General features: G+C 60.2%; 11 protein-coding genes. 7 read left to right on the top strand and 4 right to left on the bottom strand.

Annotation, left to right across the window (positions count from 1 at the left end):
• The first annotated feature begins 45 nt into the window (after nt 1-45).
• Entirely contained in the window at nt 46-1,245 is a 1,200-nt protein-coding gene (locus M2366_RS08855; RefSeq protein WP_259269496.1) for a Bcr/CflA family multidrug efflux MFS transporter, read from the top strand.
• Nucleotides 1,246-1,355: 110 nt separating this feature from the next.
• Here the strand turns inward: M2366_RS08855 and M2366_RS08850 are convergent, their stop codons facing one another.
• From M2366_RS08850 to M2366_RS08840, 3 genes are all read right to left on the bottom strand, one after another.
• Nucleotides 1,356-1,934, bottom strand: a complete 579-nt coding sequence (locus M2366_RS08850; RefSeq protein ID WP_224430623.1) for a pyridoxamine 5'-phosphate oxidase family protein — start codon at nt 1,932-1,934, stop codon at nt 1,356-1,358.
• Between the two features lie 73 nt (nt 1,935-2,007).
• Nucleotides 2,008-3,438, bottom strand: a complete 1,431-nt coding sequence (gene nhaD / locus M2366_RS08845; RefSeq protein ID WP_224430624.1) for a sodium:proton antiporter NhaD — start codon at nt 3,436-3,438, stop codon at nt 2,008-2,010.
• A 163-nt stretch (nt 3,439-3,601) separates the two neighbouring features.
• Nucleotides 3,602-4,066, bottom strand: a complete 465-nt coding sequence (locus tag M2366_RS08840; RefSeq protein WP_224430625.1) for a DUF4357 domain-containing protein — start codon at nt 4,064-4,066, stop codon at nt 3,602-3,604.
• Nucleotides 4,067-4,304: 238 nt separating this feature from the next.
• Here M2366_RS08840 and M2366_RS08835 point away from each other — a divergent pair, with 238 nt between their 5' ends.
• The 4 genes from M2366_RS08835 (at nt 4,305) to M2366_RS08820 (ending at nt 10,076) form a co-directional block, all read left to right on the top strand.
• Nucleotides 4,305-5,000 (top strand): ABC transporter ATP-binding protein, encoded by a 696-nt coding sequence (locus M2366_RS08835; protein ID WP_404972795.1) that lies wholly within the window; start codon nt 4,305-4,307, stop codon nt 4,998-5,000.
• A gap of 106 nt (nt 5,001-5,106) precedes the next feature.
• On the top strand, nt 5,107-7,551 hold the full coding sequence (locus M2366_RS08830; RefSeq protein ID WP_259269494.1) for an FtsX-like permease family protein: 2,445 nt from the start codon (nt 5,107-5,109) through the stop codon (nt 7,549-7,551).
• A 209-nt stretch (nt 7,552-7,760) separates the two neighbouring features.
• Nucleotides 7,761-8,852: a lipocalin-like domain-containing protein gene (locus M2366_RS08825; RefSeq protein WP_259269734.1), complete on the top strand. Its 1,092-nt coding sequence runs from the start codon at nt 7,761-7,763 to the stop codon at nt 8,850-8,852.
• Between the two features lie 270 nt (nt 8,853-9,122).
• A complete protein-coding gene (locus M2366_RS08820) occupies nt 9,123-10,076 on the top strand; it encodes a hypothetical protein (protein WP_259269493.1) in 954 nt (317 codons plus the stop codon).
• A gap of 26 nt (nt 10,077-10,102) precedes the next feature.
• Here the strand turns inward: M2366_RS08820 and M2366_RS08815 are convergent, their stop codons facing one another.
• Nucleotides 10,103-10,891 carry an alpha/beta fold hydrolase gene (locus M2366_RS08815; RefSeq protein ID WP_259269492.1) on the bottom strand — a complete coding sequence of 263 codons (789 nt, stop codon included), beginning with the start codon at nt 10,889-10,891 and terminating at the stop codon, nt 10,103-10,105.
• Nucleotides 10,892-10,999: 108 nt separating this feature from the next.
• Here M2366_RS08815 and M2366_RS08810 point away from each other — a divergent pair, with 108 nt between their 5' ends.
• Nucleotides 11,000-11,356: an MmcQ/YjbR family DNA-binding protein gene (locus M2366_RS08810; protein WP_042042173.1), complete on the top strand. Its 357-nt coding sequence runs from the start codon at nt 11,000-11,002 to the stop codon at nt 11,354-11,356.
• On the top strand, nt 11,353-11,853 hold the full coding sequence (locus tag M2366_RS08805; RefSeq protein ID WP_259269491.1) for a GNAT family N-acetyltransferase: 501 nt from the start codon (nt 11,353-11,355) through the stop codon (nt 11,851-11,853). Before M2366_RS08810 ends, M2366_RS08805 begins: the two co-directional genes overlap by 4 nt.
• The last annotated feature ends 15 nt before the right edge of the window (nt 11,854-11,868 follow it).

Raw genomic sequence — 11,868 nt, 5'->3', positions numbered from 1 at the left:
AGACTCACCCCTTTGTCACGCCGTCATCCCAACCCCGGACTCTCTATGCCACAGACGCCCCTCTCGCCACGCTTCCTGTTTATCCTGCTCGGTGCCCTCGCCGGTCTCACCCCGCTGGCGGTGGACATGTATCTGCCCGCCATCCCCAACATCGCTCAGGACTTGGCCACCAGCATTGATGGCGCCCAACTCACCATCAGCGCCTTCCTCGGCGGTTTTGCCATCGGCCAGCTGTTCTATGGCCCGCTGGCCGACAGCTTTGGCCGCAAACCGGTGATACTGGCGGGTCTGGTGATGTTCTCCATCGCCTCGGTCGGTTGCGCCATGGCGGACTCCCTGCCCGAACTGCTGGCCTGGCGCATGGTGCAAGCCGCGGGAGGGGCGGCGGGCTCTGTGGTGGTCAATGCCCTGCTCCGTGACATGTTCGAGAAAGATGCCTTCTCCCGCGCCATGTCTTTCGTGATCCTGGTGATGACCCTCGCCCCCCTGGTGGCTCCCATCATTGGCGGCTATATCGGTGCCCATGCCAGCTGGCGCCTCATCTTCTGGCTGCTGGTCGCCATCAGCTTGCTGATCTGCGTGGTGATGCAGTGGAAGATCCCGGAGACCCTCAAGCCCGAGCTGCGCCAACCCCTGCGTCTGGGCCAGATCTTGCGTAACTACTGGGGCGTGCTGAGCCACCGCCGCGCCATGGGCTATGTGCTGTGCGGCGCCCTCTCCAGCTCGGGCATGTTCGCCTTCTTGAGTGGCTCCCCTTATGTCTATATCGAATATTTCCATGTGCCGACCCAGCACTATGGCTGGCTGTTCGGCCTCAATATCTTGCTGATGATGCTGGTGACCTTTGCCAACAGCCGACTGGTGAAGGGGGTGGGTTCGGAGCGCATGCTGCAATACGGTCTGACGGTGCTGCCCCTGGCCGGCCTTCTGCTGGTCTATAACGCCTGGAGTGAGAGCGGCGGCCTCTGGGGCATCGTCATCCCCATAGTGCTGTTTGTCGGCCACATCAGTCTGGTGGGAGCCAATGCCATGACGGGCCTGCTCGGCCACTTTCACCAGGCGGCGGGTACCGCCTCTGCCCTGGCGGGCACCCTGAGATTCGGGGTCGGCGCCCTGGTTGGCATCCTGGTCAACCTCAACCCGCCGCAATCTCCCCTGCCCATGGCCATCGCCATCGCCGGCTGTGGCCTGGGGGCGACCCTCTGCTACTGGTTGCTGGCCGGCGGCCGTCCCGCCACAAGCTGAGGCTTGTCTCTCCCACGAAAAAGCCCTGTCTGTTCAGACAGGGCTTTTTCGTGCTCTTGTCACCGGGTTTTAGCGGTAGCAGCGCGGGTTGGCGCGGGGAGCGCGCTGACTTATTGCTCGGGGTCTTGCACCGCCGCCAGGCCGCTGCGGGCCACTATCTCGCTCTCAAAGCCATCCAGACTCTGCTGGTTCTTCTTGCGCCAGTAGGCTTGGATACCCTCCTCGCCCTGACGCGTCGACCAGTTGGCCAAGTCCACCCTGTCAGCCTGATAGTCGTACAGCGGCACCGACATGCCGCAAGAGGACTGCACGCTATCGATGTCGAGCAAGAAGATCTGCCGGGCCGCCACGCTGGGGGGAAACAGCGCCATCGCCTCATCCCAGTCCAGATCGCCGCGATGCAGTACCCGTGCCTGGCCATAGGCCCGCAGTATCATGGGCGCCCCCTCGAAGGCGCAGAACATCACCGTCATGCGCGGGTTCTGCAACACATGGGCCGCCGACTCGTTGCCACTGCCGGTCAGATTGAGCCAGGCCAGGGTGTTGCCATCAATGACCCGCACAGAGTCACCCCCCTTGGGCGAGAGATTGACGGTGCCCTCCTCTGCCGCCGTGCCGACAAAAAAGATCTTCTGCGCCTCGATAAAGGCACAATGACGCGGTGAAAGCGCCTCGAATAACTGTCCCATCTGCTTGTTCCCTCAGCTTTATCAGGCGATGACGCAGCGCTCCTGATGAGCGCCTTTCCTGGGGACGAGCATATCAAAACAGGGCGCTATTGAGCCACAGGTGAGCACCTATGCTCGCCAGATAGCCAAGCAGGATGACAGGCAGCCATTTGAGGTGGCCAAAGAAGGTATACATGCCGTGAGCCTGCCCCATCAGCGCCACCCCGGCGGCCGATCCGATGGAGAGCAGACTCCCCCCCACTCCCGCCGTCAGGGTCACCAGCAGCCACTGCCCCAGGGGCATATTCGGATCCATCGACAGCACGGCAAACATCACGGGGATGTTGTCGACCATGGAAGAGAGCAGCCCGATGGCGATGTTGGCCCAGGTCTGCTGTCCACCCTCGTAGAGGAAGTGGGAGACCAGCTCCAGATAGCCCATAAAGCCGAGCCCGCCGACACACATCACCACCCCGTAGAAGAACAGCAAGGTGTCCCATTCGGCTTTCGCTATCTTGTTGAATACATCGAACGGCACGACCGATCCCAGGCGCCGCAAGCGTTCATGATCGCCGGTGCGCTCGTAGAGGGCGCGCTTACGCGCCAGGGAACCTGGCAGCGTCTTGCGCAGGTAGAAACCGAAAAATTGCAGATAACCCAGCCCCATCATCATGCCCAGCACAGGGGGCAGCAGCAGGAAGTGATAGCAGAGGACGGCGGTCACTATGGTCAGGATAAAGAGCAGCACTATGGTGCGGGCTCCCCGCTTGAGCTCCACCACCTCACGGAGGGCATTGGGGGCATGGCGCGGCACCATGAGGCTCATCAGCAGGGCGGGCACCAGGAAGTTGAGCAAAGAGGGAATAAAGAGCAACAAGAACTGGCCGAATTGCACCTTGCCAGCCTGCCACACCATCAGGGTGGTGATATCGCCAAAGGGGCTGAAGGCCCCGCCCGCATTGGCCGCCACCACTATGTTGATGCAGGCCAGATTGACGAAGCGGCGATCGCCATTGGCCACTTTGAGGACCACGGCGCACATCAACAGCGCCGTGGTCATGTTGTCTGCCATCGGCGAAATGAAAAAGGCCAAGCCACCGGTGAGCCAGAACAGGGTGCGCAGCCCGAAGCCCGATCGCACCAACCAGGCACGCAGGGCATCGAACAGCAGCCGGTCCTCCATGGCGTTGATGTAGGTCATGGCCACCAGCAGGAAGAGCATCAGCTCGGCATATTCCAGCAAATTGTGGCGAAACCCGTCGTGGACCAGGGTACTGAGCCCCTGCTCGGCGTAGACGATGCCAATCAATATCCAGATGATACCGGCCGCGATCAACACAGGTTTGGATTTGCGCAGTTGCAGGTACTCTTCGGCCATCACCAGGGCATAGGCAAAGACGAAGATGGCCACGGCAAACCAGCCAACACCGCTGTCGGTCAGGGGAATACCGCCACTGTTGGCGACGCTGGCGCAGGAAAACAGACTGAGCCCAAGCAGGGCCATGAGGCGTATAAAACCAGACATAACTGCTCTTCCGTTGAGAACTGTCTGGCCTTGATGCTAGCAGCCGATACAAAAATAAATTGTATCCATATCAAGCTTTTCAGTATTGCTGCCCGAAAACACGCACCTCGTTGAGCCGTGGGAAAAGCAATTGGCCAGGCTCCAGAAAAGCCCGGCATCCTGGCTATTTTTTTCCGAAACCTGACTGTTTCAGGGTATGGCCGCTGCTGTTGTGCCAGGCATCCAGGCCGCTGCGGTTATTGCCCGCCACCAGGCTGGCCGCGAGACTCGGGCTATTGAACAGTTGATCCTGGGTGAAGAGGAAGCCCTGCTCCTTCGGCTCAAGCACGCCCTTGGCGAGCAACTCTTCACGCAGTTCGATCACCGCCTCGCGCAGGGAGGCCGCGTCCACCCCATTGGCAGTGGAGCCCGCCAACACCATGAAGCCCGGATTTTGCCGCTTGCCGACCGGGTAACCGTGGGCCTCTGCCCCCTTGCCGCTGAAGTGATAAATTTCCCGCTCGCCCGGCTTGGTCTCTGCCAGGGCTTTTTGCAGTGTCATCAGCTCGTTATAGATGTCGATGGGCACCACAGCCGCTTGTTTGTTGCCCTTGCCATCGACGATAAAATTGACCTGCTTGTGTAACATCCTTGCCATCCTCTAAGCCACGATGCCCTATTCTACCCAGCTCTGCCAGACAGGATCCAGACAGGATCCCGCTCCGTTTTGCTGCCCGGATCACGCCTCGCCCAAGACGAGCGCCTCCCCCTTGGCCTATAGTGGCCCCAGACTCGGATAACGCGCCGCCGAGTCAGTCGGCGGGCTCAGGGAGAGTAACATGCCAAGGCTCAACCAGATCCACAAGAACAGGATCAAGGAGGTCAGTCTGTTAAAGGTTGTCAAACTCCACAAAGGGTTCGAGGGGGACGGCACAAGGCAGCCCCTGCTGCAGGGGGTGGATTTTTGCCTGATGCCGGGGGAGATCTGCCTGCTGCTCGGCCAGAGTGGCTGCGGCAAATCGACCCTGCTCAACCTGATTGCCGGTCTTATCGCCCCCGACAGCGGCGAGATCTGGCTCGGCGATACCCGGCTCGATCTGTTGTCTTCCCACGCACTGGCGCAGCTGCGGGGCCGCGAATTTGGCATCGTCTATCAGGATTTCAACTTGCTGGCGACCCTGACCGTGGCCGAGAACCTGCGCCTGCCCAGGGAGATCAACGGTCAGCCCCAGGATGAGGCGGCGCTGACGCAGCTGCTCGACGAGCTCGGCCTTGGCGCAAAACGCCACGCCTGGCCCGAGCAACTCTCCGGCGGCCAGCGACAACGGGTGGCGCTGGGGCGGGCACTGATCCACCATCCTGCTTGGCTCCTGGCCGACGAACCCACCGGCAGCCTGGATGAGGAGAACGCCGATCAGATGATGGCGCTCATGGTTGCTGCGGTGCGCGAACGCGGCACCGGTCTGCTACTGGTGAGCCATAACCCCGCCTACGCCGCCCTGGCCGATCGCGTGTTGCGGCTGAGTGCGGGCCGCTTGCAACCCTTAGAGCGCCATCCACCTCAACCTGCCTCCCCATGCTGATCTTTCGCTCCTTGCTGAGGCTTTACCGCCGTCATCCCTGGCTATTGCTGATGAGCCTGTGCGGCTCGTTATTCAACAGCGCCGGGGTAAGCCAAAAGCAGATACCATGCTGATCTTTCGCTCCTTGCTGCGGCTTTACCGTCGTCATCCCTGGCTATTGCTGATGAGCCTGTGCGGGCTTCTGCTCGGCAGCGCCCTGGTGGTGGCCATCGACCTGCTCAACCAGAGTGCGCGCAGCAACTTCCTCGCCGCCCGCAGCCAGCTCGCGGGGGAGGCCAACTACCGGCTATCGTCTCCGCCCGGCGCCCTGCTCGATGAGGCCCTCTACGTCAAACTGGTGCGCAGTCTGCCCGGACTCGAGGCCATGCCCCAGACCCGCGACTGGCTCAAGGATGAGCAAGGACGCAGCCTGCAACTGCTCGGCATGGACTTGTTCAACCCGGGCCCCTTGCGATCCCTCTTCTCCCAGGATGCGGCTCAAGCACTGCCCGGCCTCTCGCTGCGCCCAGGGGAGAAGGCCCTGGCGCAAAACGGCGTCTGGCTGGCCAACAGTGAGGCCGAGCGATTGGGCTGGCGAGTCGGCGAGACGCGCGCTTTTCACCGCTTCAACCAGGGGGCGGCGCCACTGCGCCTCACCCTGGCCGGTACCTTTTCACCCGGCGCCCTGCCCATGGAGCAGCTGATCATCACCGACATCGGCATCGCCCAGGAGCTGACCGGCAAGCGCGGGCGACTCGACGCCATCTTGTTCAAATTGACGGCCCCCCAGGTCGCCGCCGTGCAGGGGTTGTTGCCCGCCCCGCTCTGGCTGGTGCCCATCAGCCCGGTCCTGGACGCCAGTCAGCTCGGCGATGCCCTTGGCCTCAATCTCAGCGCCCTCTCCCTGCTCGCCATGGCGGTGGGGCTCTTCCTGGTGTTCAACGCCATGAGCTTCGTGCAGAGCGTGCGCCGCCCGCAACTGGCCCAGTTGCTGATGCTGGGGGCGACGCCCTATCGGCTGCTGCGCCTGCTCGCCCTGGAGCTGTTGCTCATCGCCTCGGTCGGCACCGGCCTTGGCATATTGCTGGGCATGGTGCTGGCCGAGGCGTTGATGGGCCAGGTCTCCCAGAGCCTGGCCAGCCTCTATGGCCCCAACCCCATCGAGCTGCTGCGCCTCTCGCCCTGGGTGCCCCTCAAGGCCGCCGCTATCGGTATGGGGGGCGCCCTGCTCGCCGCCCTCCCCGGCTGGTGGCAGCTGCTGCGCCAACCGCCGCTGACCTTGCGAGACAGCCCCCCGCAACCCCCTGGCCGCACCCGCTGGCGCCGCACGGCGGCCTCTGGGTTATTGCTGCTGTGCGGGCTCTGCGCCGTCTGGCCAGCAACCGGTCTTATCGGCGCACTGTTGATGGCGGCGGCCTGGTTGCTGGCCATGGCCCTCTGGCTGCCCGAGGGACTGCGCTGGCTGCTTGGGCTCCTCAGCCGCTTCGCCAACCAGGGCTCCCACTCCTGGCCCCTCTCCCTGCGTCTGGCCTTGGCCGAGACCCGCTATCACCTGAACCGCACCGCCATCGCCCTGATGGCCCTGCAACTGGCCATCGCCGCCGCTATCGGCATCGGGGTCATGGTGTCGAGCTTTCGCACCAGCGTGGAGCTCTGGCTCGGCCAGCGGCTGGTGGCGGATCTCTATGTCAGCCCCCCCGCCCGCGGCCCCGGTGAGCGGGGCTGGTTTACCGCAGATGAACTGGCCGCCATTCAAGCCCTGCCCGAGCTGACACAGCTATCCCGGCGCAGCACCACCTTGGCTCGCGTCGGCGAGCACGCGATAGAGTGGGTACAGATGGACCTGATCCCTCCCATGCGTCGCGCCTATCCCCTGCTGGCCGGTCACTGGCCCACGGGGAACGATCAGGTGCTGGCCAGCGAGCCCCTCGCCAACCACTTTGCCGCGACGGTCGGGGAGAGGCTCTCCGTTGAGACATCAAGCGGGCCCAGAGAGGTACAGATAAGCGGCATCTATCGCGACTACAGCAGTGACAAGGGCCAGTTGCTCCATGAGTTCGAAGCGGGCGCTGCACACTCCCTGGCGCTGTTCACTGCCACCCCTGAGGCCCTGAGTCAGCGGCTGCGGGCCCTTGAGCCCAGTGCCAGCCAAGTGTTCGCCCCCGCCATTCGCACGGCCGCCCTCAAGGTGTTCGAGCAGACCTTCGCGGTGACCGAGCTGCTCAAACTGTTGATCCTCGGCATCGCCTTTATCGGCATCGCCTCGTCACTCATGGTGCTGGGGCTGGCGCGGGCCCCGGAGTTTCGCACCCTGCAAAGCCTGGGCTTCACCGCTGCCCGCTGCCGCCGCTTGCTCATCTTGCAAGGGGCGGGCCTTGGTCTGCTCACCGCCCTGCTGGCCCTGCCGGTGGGTTATGGCCTGGCCTGGATCTTGATTGAGGTGGTCAACCCCCGCGCCTTTGGCTGGACTCTGGTGTTTGAACCCGCCCCCCTGCACGCCGCTACTGCCCTCTCGCTAGCGCCGCTCACCTCGGCCCTGGCCGCCTGGCTGGCGGCAAGGAAGGCCATATGAATCAGCCCCTACCCATCACACTCGCAAACGGCAAGGAAGGCCCCATGGATCAGCCCCTCGGCACTGGCCGACTCATCGTGGGTGGCAAGGAAAGCTATATGAACCAGCCCCTCGCAAACGGCAAGGAGAGCCAACTGTGCAAGACCCGCCATGCTCATCCGCTGGCCGGGCTCGTCACACCGACCAACAAGCAGCTTGGCTCAGCGGTGATGGCGCTCTGGCTGGCATTATTGGCCCCAAGCCTCGCCCGGGCCGATCAGTTAAGGGAGGTGCTCGGCGCACAAGAGGATGGCGCACGAAAGGTCAAACCGGGGGAGATCGTGCAACTGCCCCGGGATCACGGGGCCCACCCGGACTACAGATCCGAGTGGTGGTATCTCACCGGCAACCTCAAGGATGAACAGGGGCGTGACTATGGCCTGCAATGGACGCTGTTTCGCCACGGCGTAGCTGGCCAGGGCATATCCACCAACAGCGAGGGGGCCAGCGGCAATCCCTGGCTCAGCCCTCAACTCTGGCTCGCGCAGTTTGCCATCACGGATCTCGCCACAGGCAAGCACCTGCAGGACGAGCGCAGCAGCCGCCAGGGGCCGGGGCTGGCGGGGGCCAGCAAGGGGGAATATTGGCTCAGGGAGTGGTCACTGCGCTCCCACAAGGCAACCCGAGGGGCTGATCTCTTTCCGGCAACCCTCAGGGTCGATAGCAAGATTGGTCAGCTGGAGCTGCGAGTAAACGCCCTTAAACCCATGGTGCTGCAAGGCAAGGAGGGCTACAGCGAAAAGAGCCCGGGTAACGCCTCCCTCTACTACTCCTACCCCAGACTGGCGCTGACCGGCACCCTGACCCTCGACGGGGAGGTGCGCTCCGTGACGGGGCAAGGCTGGTTCGATCACGAATGGAGCAGCTCGGTACTGGCCGACTGGCAATCGGGCTGGGACTGGTTCTCCCTGCAATTAAACGATGGTCGCGAGCTGATGCTGTTTCGCCTGCGCACCAAAGCGGGCCGTGCCAATCCAGAAAACCAGCCCGAGAACCGTTACGGCATCTTGATCGAACGGGACGGCAGCAGCCGGCTGCTCGCCCCGGAATCCATCGTCCTCACCTCGGGTAAAACCTGGCGCGGCCCCAAGGGGCAAGACTACCCCGTCGAGTGGCAGCTGGAAGCCGCCGATTTGAATCTCGTTATCAAGGCGCGTCAGCCCAATCAGGCCATGACCGGCCGCTTCGACTACTGGGAGGGGGCTGTGACCGTGGAGGGCGATGCCCAAGGGCTGGGCTATCTGGAGATGACGGGGTATTGAGCACCATAAAAATCTGATCGACTTCAAAAAATCGTTCAAATTCCATGCATTAGATAGATTTTCACTCAACATATTGGAGGGTGCTTGATACCATCCTCAGATGGGCCCTTTATTGCTTTTTACATAAGATTTATGTCATCGACTACAAGATGAGAAAATCCGTGTACAAGTTAGATTATGCTTTGCTAATAAAATCTATCGGAGTAGTTATAAACAGCCATCTATTTAACGCGCCCCCTTCATCTGAGACAATATTAACGAGAATGCCACATGGAACATGCAGACAAACTAGAACTCCATTATTATTTTACAGATGACAGCCATAATATAGATGCAATCATACGCAATCGTTGTGAAGCGGAAATTCTAGCTATTTTAATTGAAGCCGCTGACATATTAAATATGGATGTAACTGTTAACAGCGAAGCTTATGCAGAAGGCGGTTTTAGAGAATTTTGGAAACTTCTTGGCTCTCACGGCAATCAAATAACCATATTATTAGCCATTGTATCAATACTGTTATCTCGTATTCCTATTAGTGACCCAGAGATAGAGGCTTTAGAAAAAGAGATAAAACAACTTACAATAGAAGAGAAAAAATTAAACATTCAAAAACTCAAGCTTGAACTGCAAGAAAAACCAGTAGAAAATATTGATCAAACAGTTATCAGAAAGGCTGCAAGCTATGTAGACAAAAGCCTTAAATTTGTTAAACGCCGCTCGAACCTATACTCCCATCTAACTGGATATCATAAAGTTCAGAAAATAGGCTTCAATATTCTCGATAATAATTTTGAACCACTTGAAAGTGAAAGAATAATTGATAGAGTGAATTTCAAAAAATTCATACTATCCTCCAACAAGCTTAACTCCGAAATTGATGAGTCTGCTGTAATAGAAATTGTATCGCCAGTCTTAAAGGAGGGGCGCTACAGATGGAAAGGTATATATGAAGAAACAACTATAACTTTTGATATGCTAGATGCTCAATTCAAAGAGGATGTACTCTTAGAAAAAGTAGCTTTCAAACATGGTTCCACAATCACTTGTGTTCTTCGTATAGGTAGAGAGCTTGATGAAGTTGGTGATATTAAAATTACGGGATATGCTGTTTCTACAGTTCTTGAAATTTCTGACGGTTCTGATGTTAGTGAAACTATGCAGGGTAAAAGATACTTGCATACAAAAAAACTAAGAGATTCACAAGGGGATCTATTTGCTTAAGTATTCCATTGTTTCGATTAAATGGCTTAAGCCGTGACCGTCTGGCTGGAGATAAACGCCAACGACTGGCGATTAAAGTGCTCCGGCTGCTCCACGTTGCAGACATGGCCGCAGGCTTCGATGATCGCAAGCTGGCTGTAGGGGTCGCGGGCGACCTGCTCGCGCACCGGGGCGAGGAACATGTGATCCTCCTGCCCCATCACATAGAGGGTCGGGATCGGCAGGGCGCGCTCCTTGAAGTAGCGCATCAGGGGGTTCACCTCGGCGGCGAGGCGGAACCAGCGTTTGAACTCCTTCTGGCACAATTTCCGGGCCTCGCGCACGAACAGGTTGCGGGACTCCTGATGGTGCTGGCGCGGCATGATGATGAAGGCGAACAGCCGGTAGAGCCACATGTAGGGCAGTATGTGCTGGCCGACCCGGCCAAGCTGCACCAGCACCCTGGAGCGGATGTCGAGGCGCAGTATGGCGCCGCCGAGCACCATGCTCTTGACCCGCTCGGGGCAGAGCTCGGCCAGGTGGCGAATGAGGATGGTGCCCAAGGAGATGCCGACAAAATGGGCGCGGGGAATGCGCAGGTGATCGAGCAGGCGCTGGATGTCCTCGGTCACGGCCCGAAAGCTGTAGTGCCCCTTGACCACCTGTTGTAACTGGTGGGATTGGCCGTGGCCGCGCAAATCCAGCAGCAGCACGTTGAAGTGCTCCCGATAGGCGCGCAGTTGCTTGAACCAGATGTTGGAGCTGCCACCGGCGCCGTGCACGAACACCACCCAATCCCGATCGGGGCCAAGCTCAAAGGTCTTGTGGTACAACATCTTATGGGCTCCCGGGGGGTTGGGGGATATACTCGGCGAGCATATTAACAGAAGGGGCGCCCCGCTGAATATGCTGTCACTCATCATCGGACCAGCACGGAGCCCCGCATGACCCTCTCTCTTTTGCGTGAATTTCTGCTCAGCCTGCCCGGCGCCCAGGAGGATACCCCCTTCGGCCCGGAGTTCCTGGTCTATCGCATCGCCGGCAAGATGTTCGCCCTGGTCAACTGGCAGGCCGAGCCGCTGACCATCAACCTCAAATGCGAGCCTGAGCTGGCGCTCTTGCTGCGCGAGATCCACCCCGAAGTGAAACCCGGCTGGCACATGAACAAGCAGCACTGGAACACGGTGACCCTGAGCGACAAGCTGGACAGCGAGCTCTGGCAGGGCTGGATCCTGCACTCCTATGAGCGGGTGGTGGCGGGTTTGCCCAAGGCCAAACGACCGCAGGCGGTGAAATCATGACGATATCGCAACCATCATCAGGCACTGATACCTTGCGCTGCGTGCCACTGTGCGCCGCCCACATCCCGCGCCTCGCAGCCCTGTTCGAACGCACTGTGCGCGAACTTGGCCCCGAGCACTACAGCCCGGAGCAGGTCGAGCAGTGGGCCCGGGGGGGCCAGCATCCCGGCTTTGCCGACCAGTTGCAGGCTCATCTCGGTTGGGTACTGGAGCAGGGCGACACCTTGCAGGGCTTTATCACCCTGAGCCCGGATGGCCATCTCGGCCTGCTCTATGTGGCGCCGGAGCTGCGCAGACGGGGACTGGCCAGTTTGCTCATTCGCCGCCTGCTGCAAGAGGCCAGGGCCCTGGACCTGACGTGCATCGACACCGAAGCGAGCCTGTTCAGCTACCCGCTGTTCCTGCGCCATGGCTTTGAGCTGGACGGATTGGAGCAGGTAAGCCGAGGCGGTGTCAGCTTCACCCGTCACCGCCTGCACCTGAACTTACACGGATGAGCTTGCCAAGCTGAG

The organism is Aeromonas sp. BIGb0405, from assembly GCF_024807335.1.
Taxonomy (GTDB): Bacteria; Pseudomonadota; Gammaproteobacteria; order Enterobacterales; family Aeromonadaceae; genus Aeromonas; species Aeromonas rivuli.
The sequence above is the reverse complement of the archived record's forward strand: the minus strand, read 5'-3'. Positions and strand labels throughout refer to the sequence as shown.

What these genes read in the sequence shown, in the direction of transcription:
- M2366_RS08855 (WP_259269496.1), top strand. Translation starts at nt 46, where the DNA reads ATGCCACAGACGCCCCTCTCGCCACGCTTCCTGTTTATCCTGCTCGGT.
- M2366_RS08850 (WP_224430623.1), bottom strand. Translation starts at nt 1,934, where the DNA reads ATGGGACAGTTATTCGAGGCGCTTTCACCGCGTCATTGTGCCTTTATC.
- nhaD (WP_224430624.1), bottom strand. Translation starts at nt 3,438, where the DNA reads ATGTCTGGTTTTATACGCCTCATGGCCCTGCTTGGGCTCAGTCTGTTT.
- M2366_RS08840 (WP_224430625.1), bottom strand. Translation starts at nt 4,066, where the DNA reads ATGTTACACAAGCAGGTCAATTTTATCGTCGATGGCAAGGGCAACAAA.
- M2366_RS08830 (WP_259269494.1), top strand. Translation starts at nt 5,107, where the DNA reads ATGCTGATCTTTCGCTCCTTGCTGCGGCTTTACCGTCGTCATCCCTGG.
- M2366_RS08825 (WP_259269734.1), top strand. Translation starts at nt 7,761, where the DNA reads ATGGCGCTCTGGCTGGCATTATTGGCCCCAAGCCTCGCCCGGGCCGAT.
- M2366_RS08820 (WP_259269493.1), top strand. Translation starts at nt 9,123, where the DNA reads ATGGAACATGCAGACAAACTAGAACTCCATTATTATTTTACAGATGAC.
- M2366_RS08815 (WP_259269492.1), bottom strand. Translation starts at nt 10,891, where the DNA reads ATGTTGTACCACAAGACCTTTGAGCTTGGCCCCGATCGGGATTGGGTG.
- M2366_RS08810 (WP_042042173.1), top strand. Translation starts at nt 11,000, where the DNA reads ATGACCCTCTCTCTTTTGCGTGAATTTCTGCTCAGCCTGCCCGGCGCC.
- M2366_RS08805 (WP_259269491.1), top strand. Translation starts at nt 11,353, where the DNA reads ATGACGATATCGCAACCATCATCAGGCACTGATACCTTGCGCTGCGTG.